We start from the raw sequence: 19,242 nt of genomic DNA on the forward strand, positions 1-19,242 counted from the left end.
ATAGGGCTAAGCGATTGGATATCGGGGCAAAATAAGATAAGCCGGTTTTCTTATGACTTGCTACGACCAAAACCTGATGCCCTAGAGAGGGTGTTTTTATAATGCCCAAACTGTACTGTTCGTACTGCAAACCGCTATCAGCCGGTTTTTTAAGGCCACCGGCTTTCTGTTTGTGAGATTGCGCTTGTTTTTTTCTCTAAACTCTACTATTTTTTACAATTATACATCGCTTTTTTTTCCTTGAACTCCTTTAACAATGCGCGAAAGTTCGCTTTTTTCATCGACGACAATGCGGGAAGGCGAACCGCTGATAATGCGTTCATAGTTACGGAAAGAGTCTTTAATTTCCGGGCCTTTTTCGGTAATTGTGTATTCACGGATTCCTTTATCATGTCGGGAACCTCGCATTTTAAATACGTTTATTGCCCGCGCCATTTCACCGCGTATTTCTACATATTGCAACATTAAAATTGTGTCGGTAATGGTGGAAATATGGGAATCTGTTATCGAATGACTCCCCATAAATTGATCGGTGGTGTTGGTGAAAAAGCCGGTAATTTCTTCTTGTTTGGCATAGCCGGTTACACCAATCACAAACTGCCGGAAAGCATTGTTACTTACGCCTCTTTCGAGTGCGGAAAGCGAATCAATGGCAATGCGGGAGGGTTTAAATTGAGCAAGTTCAGATTTAATGATTTGTAGATGATCTTCTAAACCGGCAGACTCTGGATAAGCACAGATAATTTTTAGGAATCCTTTGCGCTCCATTTCTTCAAAATCAATGCCCCAAGAATAGGCATTTCTTAATAGTTGAGCGCGGGATTCTTCATAGGCGAATAATAAAGCTCTCTCGCCGGTTAAAAAAGCATTTTCGATAAATTTGCTCACCAAAAGCGTTTTGCCGGTGCCGGTGGCGCCGGTGGCTAAAATAATCGAATCTTTAAAGAAGCCGCCGCCGCACATAGCATCGAGCGTTTCAACACCACTGGATACGCGGACATTCGATGAGCGTTGAGTTAATCGCATTGCACCAAGGGGGAAAATATTAATCCCCTCATTGGTCATGGTAAAGGGATATTCGCCTTTCATGTGGGTGGTGCCGCGTAATTTCAAAATTTCGATAGTACGGCGGCGGCGTTCACCTTCGAGTACATTTCGCATAATCGCTACATTATCCGAGACAAACTCTTCGACACCAAACCGCGCCACCTGCCCGTATTCTTCCACCCGTTCAGTTGTCATAATCGTGGTAACACCCACTTGTTTAAGACGAGCAACCAAACGGAAAATTTCTCGACGCACCACCGAAGCCGCATCATATTGCTGAAATACTGCTGTTACCGAGTCAATAGAAACTCGCTTTGCTTTATATTTGCGGATAGCATATTGAATGCGCTCAATCAAAGCAGATAAATCAAAATTCCCTACCACATCTTGCCCTTCGGGATCTGGGGAAGCATCGAGAATAAACAATTTTCCTTGATCGATTAACTTTTGTAAATCCCAACCAAAACTAGCAGCATTTTTAATAATATCCGTAGGGGATTCTTCAAAGGTTACAAAAACCCCCGCCTCATCAAACAAGGTAATGCCGTTGTAAAGAAATTGTACTGCTAATAAGGTTTTGCCGGTGCCCGAAGTACCGCTGACGAGGGTGGTTCTTCCCACCGGCAGCCCCCCATGACTGATATCGTCAAACCCCTCGATCATCGTGCGGATTTTTGGGACTCCTACGGGTTGCCAGGTAATGGCGTGTCCGCTTTTCTCGCCTTCTATCATTTTAGTTTCTAAAAATTGAACTTGACACAAAAGAATCTCTAAGCCAAACTACTCTTAACACAAAATGGGAATTTTTGGAAGAGATAGCGATAGAGCGAAATATAGCTCTACAAATTAGATTCATCTTCGCAGAGTTCTTCGTAGAGTAAATCTAAGCCAATCAAAACTTTTTCTCGATCCGATAAGTCACCGATGATTTTGCGGACTGGCGGAGGCAAGATTTTGGATAAAGTTGGGGTGGCTAAAATTTTATCTTCTTCGGCGAGTTGAGGATTTTTGAGCACATCAATAACTTTAAGTGCATAGACACCTTGAAACTCTTGTTCAAGGATATTTTTGAGAGTTTTTAAGGCTCGCACTGAATTAGGAGTGTTGCCGGCCACATAAAGCTTGAGGACGTAGGTTTTTTTAAGGGGATACATAAATAAAAGCTAAGCGTGTTAACAGTTAGTAGTGGGAAGAATTTTTGAGGGAAGCCGAAACAAGAGGCTGGTTGAGGAAAGGTTGCCAAACTCAAAAAAAGGTAAGCTGGCAATTTTTCTGACTACCGATATTAACCCTAACCAATGTTTACGAATCTCTAGGAATTGAACGGCGATACATTTCACACAGATGGGCAATTGTATCAATCAAGGTTAACCGGTAATCGAGCAGAATTTCCTCACTGCGCCCTTCTAATTTTAGCTGTTTAGAGAACTCATCCATTAAATCCATGTGAATTTCAACAATATTGGTAACAGGGACATCGGCAAAAAAGACAATGTTTACAAAGTTATCAATTTTTTGGTTTAAGAATTGTTCATCCAGAAAATAATTCAAGACAATTTCCCGATACTCATCTTTAAGAATAGCTAGGAGTTGTTGTTTGTCAGCCGGAGCCAAATTGCGGATAAATCCCTGCGGGTTGCGTTTGTAATACACACCTAAGTATCCTAATCGTTCCCGTAACTTTTCTGAGAGCCGGTGCTGCTGCTGCATTAAATAATGCTGAGATGTCCGTTCGTTGTCGGGGGTATCTTTAGAGGGCGGTATTAAGTCCCCGTTAGGAGAAAGGTTAAGAAATTCAGTCAGTGCGTGGTGAAGAAAATCGGTAATTTCACCAAGTTTATCGCATCCAACCATCACCTCCGCACGGTGGTAAAAACAAGGAGGAATGTTATCAGCAACCGCTTGAGAAGAAGTAGGAGAAGAAAAAGAACCCTCCGGGGTATTAGCCTCCACCGGCCCCTTAATAATAACCGCCGGCAACAAAATATCTTGCTCACGCAACCTTGCGGCCAGCGATAACAAAGCGGGGTTCTGTTCTAAAATCAAGCAATCCAGTTGTTGTTTTTGACCCCCAGCAAAGAGCAAAAATTCAGCCTCAGAAGTAAAAAAACTGATCGCATAGCGTTCAGCAGGGAAATAGGGCACCAGCTTAGAAGCCAGCACATCGGTGTAAAGGAAAACACAAACAAAAAGTAGGGGTCGCAAAGCGGTAGACAATAAAAAAGGGTAAGTTACGGCTGTTGATCAAACATTCGTGATAATAGCAGGCTTTTCATGTAGGCGAAAAAAGCACTATCCCATTTTTAATTGTAACCAATTGTAAGGGCAACGCCTTAGAGTTCCATAGCTGTCGGTCATAATTGAGCTATCCCCCTTGACTGCGTATTGATAGCTGGCCTGTATTGGCAAACAGGGCAGCCGGTGTAAAACCCGTATTTTGATCGTTATAAATCCACCTGCTAAAAGCCGCAACCCAGCCGGGCCAAAATGAGCTTCATGTTAACTTCCACTCCAAACCTGCAAATTTTTATTGAACCGGCCCCCACTGTGGGCCACAACGCCGTCTTAGCAACTGTCCTGAAAGTCTTTTCCCCCACACAAGACCGCGTGGTAGTGCTAAACGCAGCTTCACAGCCGGTGGGGATAATTCACTTACGCAGCTTCACCCCTTACCTGATGGCTTCCCTGGCCACCCAAACCCACCAAGACTCGCCCGAAACCCAAACTCCAGCCCACACCGGCCTCGACTTACAACAACCACTTTATGCCAGCGTTGGCCTCCTTGAATCCTTGCCAAGTTTAAGGGCCGATCTGAGCTTAAGCCAATTGGGGCCACATTTTTTAGAACACAGCGATAGCGATAGCCAAAATTTTTCCATAGCGCCACCAGAACAGTCAAATTTTTTGGCAAACAATTCGGGGACAAGAAAGCAAGAGTGGGCCATTGTTTCAGCCACCGGCGAGTTTCTCGGACTGCTCGACCGCTACCGTTTATTAGAATTTTTAGCAAACCAATACCAAGTCAGCCAAAACAAACCGGCTGCAAACCCCTTGTGTGTGCCGTTTTTTGCTTCCCTCCAAAACCAGCCTCAACCAAACGAAGACACAGCGTGTCTGGAAACTCTGCACACCCTCATTGAAATTTTCGATTTGTTGCCGTTGCCTTTATGCTTAGAAACCTCAACAGGCAGTATCATAGCTTGCAATCAAGCCTATGCTCTACATTTTCAAGACTCCCAAGACCCCCATATTCAACGCAGTTTCAAAGCCCTAGAGACAGACAACTCAAACCATGACATAAAAACACACTCAGCCTCAGATTTTCCCCCGCTCACCAAACAGACAATCTCTAGCGCCAGCCGACAAACTGCGACAACCCGTAACAGCAATTTTTCTGAAACACCCAGCGGCGAATTTGCTTACTCTTGGGGGGTTTGCGTCATACCCGCCGAGTCGGAAAAAGTCTGGCAGTTTGTTAAAATGCCCCTCAATATTGCAATGCGGGTGCAAAACACCGGCAGTCTGGGTTCACAAACAACCACCAACTCTAAACAAACCACCCCAGAAACCCACTCTCATGCAGCCAAAGCCAACCAAAGAAAGGGCTTCGCCACACCGGCTTCTGATCACAGCCCAGAAAATGAGAAAGAGACCGTCTGTCTGGTGTTGGCGCAAGATGTCACAGAATACCAGCAAATTGCCAAAGAACTCGCCGCAAAAAATGCCGATTTAGTACAACTCAACCGCCTCAAAGATGATTTTCTTGCCTGCATCAGCCACGAACTCAAAACCCCCTTGACTGCTGTTTTAGGGCTTTCTAGCTTGCTAAAAGACCAAACCATCGGCCAACTCAATGAACGTCAAGCCCGCTATGCGCGTTTAATTTACCAAAGTGGCCGGCACTTGATGGTGGTGGTCAATGATATTTTAGATTTGACTCGCATGGAAAGCGGCCAGATGGAATTGCTGGTGGAGCCGGTTAATGTGTCCACCGTCTGCGAACGGGCTGTTCATAGCGCTTGGCATCTACAACCGACAGAAAGAGGCCGCAGCGAGGAGGAACTCGGCAGCGAGGCATACCAAAACAATTTTCCACCAGGCTTTACGCTGTCTATTGAACCAAACCTCGAAATAATGGTGGCCGACGAGTTGCGTTTGCGGCAAATGTTGGTCAATCTATTATCAAATGCCTTTAAATTCACTGAACCCAACGGCAAGGTAGGTCTAAAAGTCAGCCTTTGGGAAGGGTGGATTGCTTTTACAGTTTGGGACACCGGCATCGGCATCCCCGATGACAAACAACACCTGATTTTTCAAAAATTCCAACAATTAGAAAACCCTTTAACTCGCCGGTTTGAAGGTGTGGGGTTGGGGTTGGTGGTGGCGCGAGGTTTGGCTCGTTTGCACGGTGGCGATGTTACTTTTATTTCCTGTGAAGGCAAAGGTAGCGAATTTACTTTGCTACTACCGCCGCAACCGCCTGAACAAAATTCTACCCCTCGCACGTCTTCTTCTCCTCGTCATCGTTTGGTGTTAATTGTTGAGGCCGTGCCAAGATTTATTGAACAGTTGAGTTCTCAACTAACCAGTTTAGGTTATCGCGTTGTTATTGCTCGCACCGGCACCGAGGCTCTTGATAAGGCTCGTCGCTTTTCTCCAGAGGTGATTTTTCTCAATCCCGTTTTGCCGATGCTTTCCGGTTGGGATGTGCTGACTTTGCTCAAGTCGGATGCGGTAACGTGCAATATTCCAACGGTGATCGCCGCAACTCAAGCCGAAAAAGAGCAGGCTTTTCAGTTACGAGCAGATGGTTTTTTGAGGTTGCCGGTGCAGTTAGAAGCGTTGCGCGGCGTTTTGGCGAAATTGGGTTCCCAACACCAGGAAAGAACTACAAGATTAACAGTTCTGCGTTTAAATATCCGCTCTTGCAATTTTAAGGGTGCCGACACACCCACCACTGAGGAATTCCCAACTGTTGACCGGCTCAATAATTTATTACACCAATACGATTATCGGGTTTTGGAAGCCGAAGATTTGGAAGGTGCAGAAATGCTGGCTCGTGTTTGGCAACCGGATGTGGTTTTGCTCGATAGCGGTGAGAGTTTGTCTGATGCGGATGAGTTTTTTAAAAAATATTCTCAAAATTGCCCGCGTCTTGCTTGTTTGCCTCTGGTGACGCTTGATCGCTTAACCACTGAGGCTGCTTCTCTTGTTCCTGGTTTGGCTGTGTTTCCCTGTTTGAGCGGCTTGGGGGCAAGCTCGCTTCCTGCTAATGATATTGCTTGTCGATTGCCTGAAGTTTTGCTCGGTGTTATTGAACAAGCGGCTGGTAACAATAGTTTGCCGGTGATTTGTGTTTTGGATTTTTCTGTTTTGCCTGATTTAGCAAAAAACCGGCTTTCTTCTGTGGATAGCAGAAATGATTGGTGTCAAGCTTTATTACAATATCTCCAAACTGCCGGTTATCGCGGTTTGATGGGTCAGTCTTGGACGGAAGTTTCGCGGCAATTGGAAACAAAAAGTATTGATTTACTTTTAATTAATTTCCGCAATTATCCGACGGATCAGTCTGTGATGGAGGCTTTGACTGCATTGCATAATTTACCCGATAAACCGCCCATTTTAGTTGTGTTTCAGCCTAGTTCGGAGGCGTTTTTTGGCAAGGGTATTGTTGATCAAGGCTGGCGAAATATTGCAATTGCAACAGCTATTAAACAGCAGGAGTCTGTTGTTACTTCTTCTGGTTTAAATCATTTCATTGCAAGTGAAACTCGGCCATCAGAACCACTGCTTGAGCCTCTGTTAAATGAAATGGCTACTAAGGTATGCTCTGCTTCTTTATCGATGGCTGAGTTGTTAGAGGAAATTCATTCAATTCTTAAGGCTCAATAAGCAAGGTTTTTTGCTAGTTGCTGCATTATTTTCTGCTTCAATTTTTAACTAGCCTAGCAATTACTTGCTGCGACATTCTAGCAACTTGATAAGCACCGGCTTTATCAATGATTTGATATTGATTTGCTTCTAGTTCGGCTTCTTCAAATTTGGCTGGGGTGCCGATAATTAAAATTGATGGCGGTTTGGGTTGGGTTTCGGCAAGTGTTTTGAGTTGTTTACGCACGAGGGGGCTTTCATGTAAGTAATGTATCTTTTTTTCGGTATAAAAAACTAAGGTTGGTTTTGGCAATCCCAGCATGGCGATGGGTTCATTTGTTTGCCTGGCTACAATCACGGTTTGGGCAATTTCTCGCAGCGGTAATTGTCGCATTTGATCAACTAAAGAAAGGGCCGGTAAGACTGCTACAATTAGGAAAACGGCAAATCCTATTAAATTAACAGTCCACAACCAGCGGGCTTTTTTGACGAGCAATAATATTACTTTAGCTAAGACAAGTGTTGTTAATATTCCTCCTCCTTTGTACAATAAGCCGGAGTTTAAAACTGTTTGTTCTAAGTTTGGCATGGATGGGTCATCTATCAACTTTAACCACAGGGGACTGATAAAAAGACTGGTGGCTAAAAGTGCGGAAAATAAAACGCTTATCCAGTTAGTTATAGTGAAAAATCGAGTAGGTTGATAGGGGGGAATTTTTGAGGTGTTTTCTTTTTGGTGGAAATGGCGATTTTCTGGCTCAAAAAAGGAACTAAACTGTAGTCCGACTAAAATTCCGGCTGCCGGCATTAAGGGCAAGATGTAACTCGGCAATTTGGTGACGGCGATGGTGAAGAAAATAAAAATAGTGGCAAACCAAAATAAGGCAAATAACCTTAATTGATGACTGCGAGGTTGCCGGTGCCAAATTGTGCGTTTCCAAAAGTTTAATTTGGTTATGGCAAGGGGTAAATAAACTGACCAAGGGGCAAACCCCAGCAACACTACAAGAAAATAAAAATACCAAGGCGCTGAGTGATAGTTGACAACGTTGGTAAATCGCTCGATGTTGTGATAGCCAAAAAATGAGTTTATATAGGCTTCTCCGTTGGCAATAGTTACTAAAATATACCAGGGAACTGCTATGGCTAAAAATAATAAAGTTCCTGGGATAATTGCCATTTCTCGCAAGACTTGGCGGAAGTTTCCTAGATATAATAAAAAGCTGCTAATAATTAAGACGGGTAAAACAATCCCCACCGGCCCTTTAGCTAAAACGGCTAATCCTGATAATATATAAAATGCCCAATACCAACGAGATATAACTGATTTTTTTGTTTTGTTTTCTTCTTTATTGTCTTGGAGAAAATGGTTTTTTTCGGTTTCTGCATAGCCAAGAAAAAAGGCGAGCAGTGCTGAGCACATACAGCCGCTCAACAGCATATCAGAAACTCCTATTCTTCCCCATCCTATCATTTCTGGATTTAAGGCAATTAGGGCTGAGCCAATCAAGGCTGAAATCCATTTTTGGCTGGAAAAGTTTGGCTGATTTTCTGGGATATCTTGTGGGGAATTTTCGCTTTTTACAGGGGCAAAGTTTGAGTACCCATAGTTGAGCAATACATAAAATGCTAAGGCGGTTATGGCGATGGCTGATAAGGCAGATGGTAGGCGCACACTCCACTCGCTGACACCAAAGATTTTATAGCAAATTGCCATACACCAATAAATTAAGGGCGGTTTGTCGAATCGAGTTTCGCCGTTGAAATAAGGGGTGATCCAGTCGCCGGTGATAGTCATCTGGCGGGCTGCTTCGGCAAATAAAGGTTCGGTTTCATCGACTAAGCCGATGTTTCCTAAATTCCACAAATATGCTATACCGCCAAGGATCAGCAACCACAAGATTGATATTATCCAAGCGAGTGCCGGTTGTTTTTGGAGTTTTATGAAAATGTTGTGGATGGCGTGATTTAGTCTCAGCTTCATTACTGTGGTTGGGAATCTTTGGCTAGATGGACTGTAATAAATTACCTTATTTGAGTTTACTTTATTAGGGGCTGACACCGGCTTTGTTTGGTTTACCTGGAATGTCGTTTAGGCTGGATGTCTAAACGCCGCCAAATTGTTATGCTGTACCTTCCTAAGTTTTTTTAAACTATTCCTCTTGTTTGAGGGTTTTTTGTTCCACAAGTTCCCTAGATTTTATCAAATAATTAAGGTAATTGTAATTTCCAAACTTCGCCGACAGAGACTTCACCACTGTGGCTTTCTACCACCACTGCTCCTCCCAAACGCGGATCATAACATCCTACCCAGGCGGTTGTATGACATTCATGGGTGAGATAGGCATAAAGCCAAATGGGCCCTTTTCCTTCAACGACAATGCCTTTGGTGGAATCAATGCCTTTGGGAAGTTGCAGTTGTTGGAGGTCTTTTGGAGTTATAATGCCATCAGTAGCCCTGAGGCGAATTCTCAAATGCTGGTAAGCTAGTCCTTCCTCGCTTTGGTGGGTAATTAATTTTAGTTCAATGGCTGGCATAAAGGTGTTTTATGAGTTTTGTTGATGTTTTTAGTTTAGCACCCCAAAGCTTTTTTATAGCGTCGCCATTGAGTTTTATCTCGCGGGTCTTGAAATTTTATAGGCGTTTTTTGGTTCAAAAATATTCAGCATAATTCCTGGTAATTTTTTATGCAAAATACTCGGTTTTCTACTTTATTAGATACGACAAGTCGCCAAATTGGGCGTTGGCTAAGTAATCCTTGGCGTCGCCTTTCTTTGTTGATTATTAGTTTACTTTTTGGCTATTTTTTCGCTAGTGCTATTTCTACGGTAGCCGGCCAACAAGCAAATTTAGATATCAGTGTGGCTGCTTTTTTATTGGTGTTTACGGAAGCAACTAGTCGCTTTGTTTATGGAGCGGGCCGGCGTGTGAGTCAATCTTTGTTTTTTCAAATGTTGAATACTCTTAAAATTGGCATGACTTACAGTTTATTTGTGGAAGCTTTTAAGCTTGGCTCTTAGTTGGTTAATATGTAGTTTTGATTTAGGGATTTTTTATGGAAGTCTCCAAAAATATGTCGGAAAAGGCAATATTGCTGGCGCGGGCCGGTGGAGAAATCCCTACGGGGGAGCAATGGCAGCACTTGGAAAGTTTGGCTTTGGCAGATAGCCAGGAGTCTCAAGCTTTTGGCATTAACTTTAACAATGTAACAGAAGCTTTGAGAAAAAGAGGGGAATTATTAGAAAAAGTTTTGCCAAAACTTTGCCAAATTAATAAGGGTGCTACCGACGGAAGTTTTTTAGAAAGTTTATGGAATCTCTGGCTACCTTTAGCGCTACTTTTGGCGGAACACCGGCAAGTTTTAAACCGGCCTTTGATTCAAGGCATTTTAGGTTCTCAAGGCACCGGCAAAACTACCCTAGCTGCAATTTTAAAGTTAATTTTAGCAGAATTGGGCTACACAACCCTGAGTTTTTCTCTGGATGATTTATATAAAACATATCGTGAAAGACAAGTTTTACAACAACAAGACCCGCGTTTAATTTGGCGGGGGCCACCGGGTACCCATGATGTAGAATTAGGTATCTCTATTTTGGATAAGTTGCGAAATTTAAAAAATGAGCAGGTAGCAATTCCGCGTTTTGATAAATCGGCTTTTGGTGGGGCCGGTGATCGCACTCAGCCGGAGGTTGTTGATAACATCGATATTGTGCTTTTTGAGGGCTGGTTTGTGGGGGCGCGTCCTATCGATTTTAGGGTTTTTGACAATCCAATTGACCCCATTTTAACGGAAGCTGACCGGCAATTTGCCCGCGATATGAATGAGAAATTAAAAGACTATTTACCGTTGTGGGAAAGATTGGATAAATTGATGGTTTTATATCCAATTGATTATCGTTTTTCGATGTCGTGGCGCAAACAAGCAGAACAAGAAATGCGAGCCACCGGCAAATCGGGAATGAGTGATTCAGAAATAGAGGAATTTGTCAAGTATTTTTGGAAAGCATTGCATCCAGAATTATTTATTAACTCTTTGGTAAAAAATAGCGATTTGGTAGATTTGGTGATAGAAATAAAAGCTGATCATCAGGTAGGAAAAGTTTATCAACCAAAGAGATAAACAAAAAACTAGCGCAAAAAGTCAAGTTTTAAGGCTAAACTTTGAGCAGGGAATAGGTATAAAAATGAACGAACTCGAAACAGAACCTTTTTATAAACGCCGGCCAAAAGTTCCCATCTGGCGGCGGGGTTGTGCTTTATTTGTGGATGTGCTGCCGGTGTGGCTGCTGAGTTTGCTTTTGGGAAGAAATTTAATAATAATTTTGTTGATTTGGATAGGCTTGCGGGTGCTGTTGGTATCTTATAATCAAGGGCAAAGTTTAGGCCGGTGGGCGTTTGATATGAAAGTCATCGACGACCGCCGGGGCCGGTCGCCCGGATTTGTGGAATTAGCAAAACGGGAAGGTCTGACGGGTTTGGGAGTGAGTTTAGCGATTATTGGCGTTACAAGTTTATCCCCGATTGCCGCTCAGTATATGCTGTTGGTGCTTCCCTTGGTGGTTGATTGTGGCGTTGCGTATTTTGACGAACTCAGACAACAAGCCTTTCACGACCGGCTGGCCGGTACAGTAGTAGTGCCAACTCGTCGCGGATACTCGCTGGATCTAAAAATTAAAAGATGGGTTGCTCAGTTGCGACGTTTTGTGAAACAATAGATGTTTGTGTTTAAATCTGTCAACCCTTTAACTTCGTAAAATTATGGCTAAGGGTGTTCGTATTATTGTGACCTTGGAATGTACCGAGTGTCGCTCTAACCTCGCAAAGCGCTCCCCTGGTGTATCTCGCTACACCACGACGAAAAACCGCCGTACCACTACGGCGCGGCTTGAGTTGAAAAAGTTCTGTCCGAACTGCAACCGGCACACTGTCCACAAAGAAATCAAGTAGTCGTTTGTCAATGCTGATGGGTAAAGAAAAGCAATTTGCCCCTGACGCTTGACAAATCGGCCAAAATACTTGATAACTGACAACCGATCAAAGAAAACCGACAATCACTATGGCTTATTTCCGTCGCCGAGTATCACCAATTAAACCAGACGATCCGATTGATTATAAAGATGTGGATCTGCTGCGGAAGTTCATCACCGAGCGTGGTAAAATTTTGCCGCGTCGCATTACAGGTCTGACCGCGAAACAACAGCGCGATATGACACTGGCGATCAAACGGGCTAGAATTTTGGCGCTGTTACCCTTCGTCAACCAAGAAGGCTAAACACAAGCTGAAGTGTTGAGGCGAAGTCTAATAAAAAATTAGCCTTTTCACTTCTAGCTTCAACTTTTCCTATATAGTTGCTTATTTATTTAAAGTTGTGGATAAGGGAACCTTAGTAGAATTTCGGTTACATGGAGACCGTAGGCTGGCAGTGGCAGATCGCCCAGATGGCAAAAAAAACTGGGTTGTCATAGACGAGCAGGGCCAACCGCACAGCCTTCCCCCCCGGCAAATTAGTTATGAAGTGGTAGGAGCAACTTATAAACAGTCGGAAATAGGCGTATTTCGCAAAGAAGTAGAGCCGTATTTAGATCCGACGAGTTTAGAGGTGGCGTGGGAATTTTTGGTGACTGAAGGCGGCTCGGTAGACCCCAAAGAAATGGCGCAGTTGTTGTTTTCTGACAGCACACCGGCCCAATGTTATGCGGCTTACAGTTTGCTGTGTGAAGATAAACTGTATTTTAAGCAAAAAGGCGAGCGGTACGAACCGCGCTCGATGAGTTTGGTGGCGGAACTTAAACACCAGCAAGATGTGGAGCGGGCTCGTCAAAACGAATGGCAAGACTTTTTACTTCGCGTCCAGCAACAGTTGGCCGGTGGGCCGGTGGAGTGGCAAAATACTGACCGGGTTCGCATTGAAGCCTTAGAACGGTTTGCGACCTTGGGAGAAGAAGCGAACAACCGCACACCGGCGCTGGAAACCTTGGCTGCCTTGAAACGCCCCGAAACTCCGCAAGGGGCTTTTCAGCTTTTGGTAGATTTAAAGGTGTGGAGTGTGCACGAAAATCTGTTTCTGCGCCGCAGTCAAACTCCAACTCATTTTTCTACGAAGGTGCTGGAAGTGGCTCAAAGCTGTTTAAATTTTCCCCCTGCTGATCCCGATGTCAACCGGCTCGATGTCACTCATCTTAAGGTGTACACCATCGATGATGAGAGTACGAAAGAAATTGATGATGGCTTGAGTGTGGAATATTTGCCAGATGGCCGGGAGCGGCTTTGGGTTCATATTGCTGATCCTACTCGGTTGATTATACCCGGTGATGATTTGGATATGGAAGCTCGCCGGCGCAGTACAACGATTTATTTGCCAAATGGCATGATTCCCATGTTCCCGGCGGAACTGGCCACCGGCCCGATGAGTTTAAGGCAGGGTCACATTTGTGGGGCGCTGAGTTTTGCGGTTATCCTCGATGAAGATGGGGGAGTGCTAGAGTATAGTATTCATCCTACGAATATAAAGCCTACCTATCGTCTCACCTATGATGATGTTGATGAGATGATTCAGTTGGGGGTACAGGCAGAGCCAGAAATTGAAGCGCTGAATAAGTGGGCAAAAAAACGAGTTTCCTGGCGGTTGTCGCAAGGTGCTATTAGCATTTCGATGCCGGAAGCGGTGATTAAGGTTGATGCGGAAGAGAATATAACTATTCACTTGCTGGAAGATACGGACTCTCGGCAACTTGTGGCGGAAATGATGATTTTGGCGGGGGAAGTGGCGGCCAGATATGGTCAATCTCACAATTTACCTTTGCCTTACCGGCATCAACAACAGCCGGAATTGCCGCCGGATCAGGAGTTGATGCTGTTGCCGGCGGGGCCGGTGCGGGCTTGTGCGGTGCGCCGGTGTATGCCAAAAAGTGAGGTGAGTTTGACACCGGCCCGTCATGCGAGTTTAGGTTTGAATACTTATGTGCAGGTAACATCTCCTATACGTCGCTATACAGATTTAATTGCTCACTTCCAAATTAAGACGCATTTGCGCGGAGAGGGGCTGGCTTATACGGCGGATCAAATGTTAGAGCTAATGATGAGTGTGAGTGCTTCGGCAAAAGAGGCTTCTTTGGTGGAGCGTCAAAGTAACCGTTATTGGGCTTTGGAATATTTGCGCCGGCATTCTAATGAGGTTTGGGAAGCTTTGATGTTGCGCTGGTTGCGGGAAGATGAGAATCTGGGGTTAATTTTGCTGGAGGAGTTGGGGTTGGAGTTGGCTTGGCGTTTTCCGCGTCCTATGTCGCCTGGGGAACGTTTGGAGGTGAAGGTGGCTTATTCTGATCCGCGTCGGGATGAGATTCATTTTCAGGAGATGACTCCGGCTTCGCTTCAGTCTGCTGGGTAGGTTGTTGGGGTAGGGGATGGCAGGCGGGACTCCTCCCCCACTCTTGCGAGGGCCGGTACTTTTGTTGTTTGTCATGGGTCATCAAAATTGTGGGGGCGGCAAGATGCCGGCTTTTCCTTGGCTTTTTTGGAAAGCTCTATTAGGATGGCATTTCGGCTGATATGCTGATTAACGTTAGAGCCTAATGGTAGTTAGCCCATAAAATTAAATGTAGATGCCTATTCCGTCTGAAATTCAAGCTTTAATTGACCGACTGAACCGAGAGTTAGATGAGATTGAGCGAGACGCGATCACAGGACTGAATTTAGTCAGGCAGAGGTTGTCTCTCTTTCCAGAAAATGAGATATTGATGCAGTTTTTTGCTGCGTTAAACAATATTCTCTTTTTCGTGGAAATTAACAGAGGTCGAATTAGCAATCTTGTTGAGCAAATTTCCGCTAACGATATACCTGTTCAAGTTCTGCAAGATGTTGGTGAAGATTTGGGACTGATTCTGGGAAGGGTGTTAGAAGCTAAAATGAATGCTAATCAACTTAAAACTCGTTTGGAGGAGTGAACGTGACAGAACCATCTATGAGTGAGGGCGAATTAGCCAAAATGAAAGAACTGCTCGAACTCGCTAAAATTACCGAGCATCAAATAACAGAATTAGCTGATTTTACTTTGGAAATTAACCAAAAATATGAAAAACGTTTAGCCGAAATTAGAGTTGCTAAAAAATTGCAGACTAGTGGGTTTGAGTACCCCTAAAATTAAGTGTAGATGCCTATTTTGTCATAAATTTAAGCTCTAATTGACTGAATCGAGAGTTAGATAAGATTAAACAAAAAGCAACTGAGAGCCTTTCTTCGCTTCAGTCTGCTGGGTAGGTTGTTGGGGTAGGGGATGGCAGGCGGGACGCCTGCCCCACTCTTGCGAGGGCCGGTACTTTTGTTGTTTGTCATTTGCCATAGACAAAGGACTAAAGAGACAGTTTGTTAAGTGGATGTGAAGAAATTAGCGAAGTTATTATGGATGAGCCATGATGGGGTATCTATGTTTGTAGTATTTGCCCTATGTCTTCGCCACAAGAACGTTTACTGCGTTTAAATTTGAGGGTTAACACCGAACAGCCTGAAGTTTTGGAAGGGCTGGATGTGTTGCTGAAGTTGGGTTTAATTTCTGATAGTGAAGTTAGGCAAGTTTGTGGTCAAAATTTGACTTGCCCTTTGCCGGTGCCGGTTTTGCAACCAATAGAAAATAGTCCTGAAAAGTTGGATGTAGAAAATGTGCCGGTGCAAACATTAATTCAAGAAGAATTAACGCCGGCAACAGTTACTCCAAAGCCTCCCCGTAAACCAATTTTTCAACCTTTAGAAGCACTAAAAGCAGAGTTAAGTGTGCGGTGGTTGCTGTTTTTGGGTGTGTTTATGGTGGTGATGTCTTCGGGTTTACTCGCTGCGAGTCAGTGGGAGAAATTTCCGGCGGCAGGACAATATGGAATTTTGTTAGTTTATACTTTACTTTTTTTTGGCGTGAGTTTGTGGGCAAACCGACAATCAAATTTGAATTTAACTGCTCAAACTCTGCAAATTGTGACTTTATTGTTGGTGCCGGTGAATTTTTGGGCGATAGATCGTTTTGGTTTGTGGAGTAATTTTTTAGAATGGTTGACGGTGGTGGTAGCAACCATTACGTTAACCGGTGTGACGACGGTTTTGTTGAAGCTACACCGGCCTTTTTCTCGCTTAAATTTGCTTAATAGTTTGGGGTTAAGTTTCTTGCATTTTGGCTGGAAGTTTTCCGGCTTGCCGGTTCCTTTGCTTGCTTGTTACACCGGCACGATTTTAACAACGTTGATTATTTTAAAAAAGGAATATTTTTCAGTAAGTTCTCCTGAAAACACTCAGTCTGCTTGGCGGCGATTTTTGCCTTATAGTATGGCCGGTTATGCGTTGGCAATTTTGCTGTTTCGGGCAATTTTCGCGGTGGGTGTGCCGGTGCCGCAATTAGGTTTAGCTATTGGCATTTGTGGGTCGTTATTTGTTTGGCTTTCCCAACGAGAAACTTATCAAGAATCATCACCAATTTCGCCTTGGAGTGGTGCCGGTGTTGCGTTATTGTTGTTGGGTTGGGTAGTTTCGGTTTGGACACAAAGTTGGCAAGCTTTAATTATTAGCGGGTTGGGAATTTATTTTTTGGGGGTTCGCTTACTGCGACGCTGGCAAAAAATTGATTTAGCGGCTATTTATTTAATTGGGTTGCAGGCGATTTTTTTAATAGGCAAAATTATTCCGGCTGGAGTGAGAAAAAGTGCAATTACCACAGGAGTTCAACTCACAGCGGCTCAAAATACCCCCGGAAGTTTGCTGAGTGTGACTTGGTTACCTTATCTAGTTTTTATGCTGTGGGTGAATGGTTGGATTTACACTAAAGGAAAACGAGAACTAGCATTTTTTGGGGATAAATTAGCTTTGGGTTTTGGGATATTTTTAACGATTTTAGGTTCCCCAAATCCAAGTATTAGGGCGTTAAATTTGTTGGCTTCGACGGTGATTTTAGGATTTTTGACAGTGCGGCGAAAGCCGGTGAGGGGGTTTTTGGTTTATCTGACAAATTTGGCCGGTGTTTTAACGGTTGTAAGTTGGATAAATTGGTTTTTGCCTAATTTAAGTTTGGTGGTTTGGGCAGCAATTTGTTTAAGTTTGATGGGCTTGGAATGGTTGTTTTTAGTTTTAGGGTTGAGGCTGAAATTAGATGGTGAAGAAATTGCTACGAATGCTGACCAAAATAGTGCTTGGTATTTAGGCTGTGGGTTGGCTGGTTTGAGTTATTTGCTGTTATTAAAAAATCTCAGCATTTTTTTAAGTCAAGCACCGGCAGCGCCTTTACAATGGGGTTTTCTGTGGTTACTTACTCCGATGTTATTAACAGCGGTGGCGAGTCGTAGCAGTGGGGAAAAACGGACGGTTGCCGGTTGGTTGAGTGTGGGGGCTTTGATACTGGCAGAATTACTGCTTTTTATGTTGCCAGGGGGCCGGTTATTGGGGGCGGGAATAGCGGTTCTTTTGATGTTTGTTAATACGCATTATTTAAGACGGGTAAATTCGGCAATAATTACAGTCGGTTTTGCAGTATTTTTATTGTATGGTGGGCTATGGCAAGGGCTGCCGGTGTTTCCACCTTTATCAAGAATGGGCTGGCTAATTGTTAATGCCGGCACTGTTATTGCTTTATGGATTTTGTGCGACTGGCTGAGTTCAATTGCTTTTAATAAAGCGGAAAATGCGCCCAATAAACCGCTTTTTGTTATTTACTCAAAAGCAACAAATTTTTGGGCTATAGGGCTTTGTTTAGCTGAATTATTTATTTTAACAGTTCGTTCTTTTGGGATGTATTTAGGAGATTTACAGCCTTCTCTTTTGGCAATTATTGCCACTGCTATCATAACCTTGACTTTGTTTTATCAGACTTGGAAAAATCCGACAAATTGGCTAATTTATGGCTTTGGTTGGGCGTTGGAATTGTTAGCAGTAGAATGTTTGGGATTTTTTGGCCGGTCAGTTGTTCCTTTAGTGGTGGTAAATATTGCTTTAGGGCTGATTTTTCAGTTAGTAGGTGATTGGTGGCACCGGCGCAACAACGGGCAAAATTTACCCACCAGTTTACACATTATGCCGTTGCTTTATGGTGTAATGGCGGGGTTATTACGTTGGGGAATATTTACGAATTGGACGGGGTTTTCTTCCTTGGGGTTGGTGTTAATTGCTTTTGGAGTAGGCCGGCGTTCTCCTCAACTAAAATTTTTAGTTTATTTGGGATTAATTGGAGTAACAACTTCGGCTTACGAAATTTTAAGCTATCAAATTGTAAGCCGGCCAACCGGCGATAAATTAATTGCCAGCGCCGCGATGGCAACCAGTATTATGTATGCCTATCGTCTGTTGATTTTTTGGTTGAAAGATTATTTGCGCCTCACAGAAAATGAACTCAAACTCACCGCCCATATTCACTGGTTTTTGGGTAGCTATTTTTTAACTTCTGCCGTTATTTCGCCCATTCAATCTGGCGATCTGTTAGGGTTAGGCACCGGCCTTATTTTAAGCCGCTACGCCATTATGCAGGGAAGACATAACCCCGATAAAAATGCTGCCGAATGGTGGGTTTATAGCGGCATTTTGGAAGCTGCGGGACTAGCAATTTTTCTGGGTTATAAATTTAAAATTGCTGCTTTAGTGTTACCTTGGGCGGCGGTGATAGTTTCAGCAATTGCCTATTTTGTCTATGCTTTACCCTGGGAAAATTGGGGCTGGCCAAAAACTCCTTGGTTACGTTCAGCGATTGTAATTCCGACAATTACAGCATTTTTGACTTATCCCGTTATTCAGCCGATAAGCTTATTAGGCGCGGCAGCTTTTTATCTCTTTTTGGCATGGCTAAATAAACAAATTCGCATCACTTATTTAGCCTTATTTTTCCTTGATTGGGCATTGTTTCAGTGGTTTTGGAATATCAAGCTAACTGATTTATTAGCTCAAGTTTCACCACCAGCCCTTTGCTTGCTTTATATTGCCGCTTTTGACCCGTTTTTAAAAGCAGCCGAACAAAAGCAAATTCGCCATTTGTTGCGTTTGTTGGGCGCCGGGGTGATTTGCTTCGTAGCTTTAGCAACTTCTGGCTGGTTGGTGGCCGGTGTGGTTAGTTTGGTGGCAATTTTTGCCGGTTTAGCCTTAAGAATTCGGGCCTTTTTGTATGTAGGAACGGCGGTATTTTTGCTCAATGCCTTTAATCAACTTGTGCTACTCAGTTTAGAATATTCTTTTGTAAAATGGATTATAGGCTTACTTGTGGGAGTGATTTTTATTTGGATAGCCGCAACTTTTGAGACACGCCGTGAGCAAATTCTTAATTTAGTACAAAATTGGCTGCAAGAATGGCAAGAATGGCAGTAAATTA

At 43.7% G+C, this 19,242-nt stretch carries 15 protein-coding genes; 10 read left to right on the plus strand and 5 right to left on the minus strand.

Annotated elements, in window-relative coordinates; translation table 11 throughout:
- Positions 1-219: 219 nt before the first annotated feature.
- From kaiC to NG798_RS01930, 3 genes are all read right to left on the minus strand, one after another.
- Positions 220-1,779 carry a circadian clock protein KaiC gene (gene kaiC, locus NG798_RS01920; protein WP_261220105.1) on the minus strand — a complete coding sequence of 520 codons (1,560 nt, stop codon included), beginning with the start codon at positions 1,777-1,779 and terminating at the stop codon, positions 220-222.
- Positions 1,780-1,886: 107 nt separating this feature from the next.
- On the minus strand, positions 1,887-2,201 hold the full coding sequence (kaiB, locus tag NG798_RS01925) for a circadian clock protein KaiB (protein WP_261220106.1): 315 nt from the start codon (positions 2,199-2,201) through the stop codon (positions 1,887-1,889).
- 148 nt (positions 2,202-2,349) lie between these two features.
- Entirely contained in the window at positions 2,350-3,264 is a 915-nt protein-coding gene (locus NG798_RS01930) for a circadian clock protein KaiA (RefSeq protein ID WP_375338938.1), read from the minus strand.
- 279 nt (positions 3,265-3,543) lie between these two features.
- Here NG798_RS01930 and NG798_RS01935 point away from each other — a divergent pair, with 279 nt between their 5' ends.
- Complete coding sequence (locus NG798_RS01935; RefSeq protein WP_261220108.1) at positions 3,544-6,939, plus strand: ATP-binding protein; 3,396 nt, start codon at positions 3,544-3,546, stop codon at positions 6,937-6,939.
- Between the two features lie 37 nt (positions 6,940-6,976).
- Here NG798_RS01935 and NG798_RS01940 read toward each other — a convergent pair whose 3' ends face one another.
- Positions 6,977-8,902 (minus strand): glycosyltransferase family 39 protein, encoded by a 1,926-nt coding sequence (locus tag NG798_RS01940; RefSeq protein ID WP_261220109.1) that lies wholly within the window; start codon positions 8,900-8,902, stop codon positions 6,977-6,979.
- Between the two features lie 227 nt (positions 8,903-9,129).
- On the minus strand, positions 9,130-9,456 hold the full coding sequence (gene crn3 / locus NG798_RS01945) for a CRISPR-associated ring nuclease Crn3/Csx3 (protein WP_261220110.1): 327 nt from the start codon (positions 9,454-9,456) through the stop codon (positions 9,130-9,132).
- A 150-nt stretch (positions 9,457-9,606) separates the two neighbouring features.
- On the opposite strand from crn3, the gene NG798_RS01950 reads away from it, so the two are divergent.
- The 9 genes from NG798_RS01950 to NG798_RS01990 all read left to right on the plus strand — a co-directional run bounded on the left by NG798_RS01950 (position 9,607) and on the right by NG798_RS01990 (position 19,238).
- A complete protein-coding gene (locus tag NG798_RS01950) occupies positions 9,607-9,939 on the plus strand; it encodes a DUF565 domain-containing protein (RefSeq protein ID WP_261220111.1) in 333 nt (110 codons plus the stop codon).
- Between the two features lie 35 nt (positions 9,940-9,974).
- On the plus strand, positions 9,975-11,039 hold the full coding sequence (locus tag NG798_RS01955; RefSeq protein WP_261220112.1) for a glycerate kinase: 1,065 nt from the start codon (positions 9,975-9,977) through the stop codon (positions 11,037-11,039).
- Between the two features lie 64 nt (positions 11,040-11,103).
- Entirely contained in the window at positions 11,104-11,634 is a 531-nt protein-coding gene (locus tag NG798_RS01960; RefSeq protein WP_261220113.1) for an RDD family protein, read from the plus strand.
- A gap of 43 nt (positions 11,635-11,677) precedes the next feature.
- Positions 11,678-11,866, plus strand: a complete 189-nt coding sequence (gene rpmG / locus NG798_RS01965) for a 50S ribosomal protein L33 (RefSeq protein ID WP_261220114.1) — start codon at positions 11,678-11,680, stop codon at positions 11,864-11,866.
- 109 nt (positions 11,867-11,975) lie between these two features.
- On the plus strand, positions 11,976-12,191 hold the full coding sequence (rpsR, locus tag NG798_RS01970; protein WP_261220115.1) for a 30S ribosomal protein S18: 216 nt from the start codon (positions 11,976-11,978) through the stop codon (positions 12,189-12,191).
- Positions 12,192-12,288: 97 nt separating this feature from the next.
- Positions 12,289-14,307, plus strand: a complete 2,019-nt coding sequence (locus tag NG798_RS01975) for a ribonuclease catalytic domain-containing protein (RefSeq protein ID WP_261220116.1) — start codon at positions 12,289-12,291, stop codon at positions 14,305-14,307.
- Positions 14,308-14,521: 214 nt separating this feature from the next.
- Positions 14,522-14,863, plus strand: coding sequence for a hypothetical protein (locus tag NG798_RS01980; RefSeq protein WP_261220117.1), 342 nt, complete (start codon positions 14,522-14,524; stop codon positions 14,861-14,863).
- 2 nt (positions 14,864-14,865) lie between these two features.
- A complete protein-coding gene (locus NG798_RS01985; protein WP_261220118.1) occupies positions 14,866-15,057 on the plus strand; it encodes a hypothetical protein in 192 nt (63 codons plus the stop codon).
- A gap of 305 nt (positions 15,058-15,362) precedes the next feature.
- Positions 15,363-19,238, plus strand: a complete 3,876-nt coding sequence (locus tag NG798_RS01990; protein WP_261220119.1) for a DUF2157 domain-containing protein — start codon at positions 15,363-15,365, stop codon at positions 19,236-19,238.
- Positions 19,239-19,242: the final 4 nt, after the last annotated feature.

The organism is Ancylothrix sp. D3o (assembly GCF_025370775.1).
Lineage (GTDB): Bacteria > Cyanobacteriota > Cyanobacteriia > Cyanobacteriales > Oscillatoriaceae > Ancylothrix.

Excerpts from the sequence above, each read along its gene's own strand:
- NG798_RS01955 (WP_261220112.1), top strand. The coding sequence starts at position 9,975 with ATGGAAGTCTCCAAAAATATGTCGGAAAAGGCAATATTGCTGGCGCGG.
- NG798_RS01935 (WP_261220108.1), top strand. The coding sequence starts at position 3,544 with ATGTTAACTTCCACTCCAAACCTGCAAATTTTTATTGAACCGGCCCCC.
- NG798_RS01940 (WP_261220109.1), bottom strand. The coding sequence starts at position 8,902 with ATGAAGCTGAGACTAAATCACGCCATCCACAACATTTTCATAAAACTC.
- crn3 (WP_261220110.1), bottom strand. The coding sequence starts at position 9,456 with ATGCCAGCCATTGAACTAAAATTAATTACCCACCAAAGCGAGGAAGGA.
- kaiB (WP_261220106.1), bottom strand. The coding sequence starts at position 2,201 with ATGTATCCCCTTAAAAAAACCTACGTCCTCAAGCTTTATGTGGCCGGC.
- NG798_RS01990 (WP_261220119.1), top strand. The coding sequence starts at position 15,363 with ATGTCTTCGCCACAAGAACGTTTACTGCGTTTAAATTTGAGGGTTAAC.
- NG798_RS01960 (WP_261220113.1), top strand. The coding sequence starts at position 11,104 with ATGAACGAACTCGAAACAGAACCTTTTTATAAACGCCGGCCAAAAGTT.
- NG798_RS01980 (WP_261220117.1), top strand. The coding sequence starts at position 14,522 with ATGCCTATTCCGTCTGAAATTCAAGCTTTAATTGACCGACTGAACCGA.
- NG798_RS01950 (WP_261220111.1), top strand. The coding sequence starts at position 9,607 with ATGCAAAATACTCGGTTTTCTACTTTATTAGATACGACAAGTCGCCAA.
- rpsR (WP_261220115.1), top strand. The coding sequence starts at position 11,976 with ATGGCTTATTTCCGTCGCCGAGTATCACCAATTAAACCAGACGATCCG.
- rpmG (WP_261220114.1), top strand. The coding sequence starts at position 11,678 with ATGGCTAAGGGTGTTCGTATTATTGTGACCTTGGAATGTACCGAGTGT.
- kaiC (WP_261220105.1), bottom strand. The coding sequence starts at position 1,779 with ATGATAGAAGGCGAGAAAAGCGGACACGCCATTACCTGGCAACCCGTA.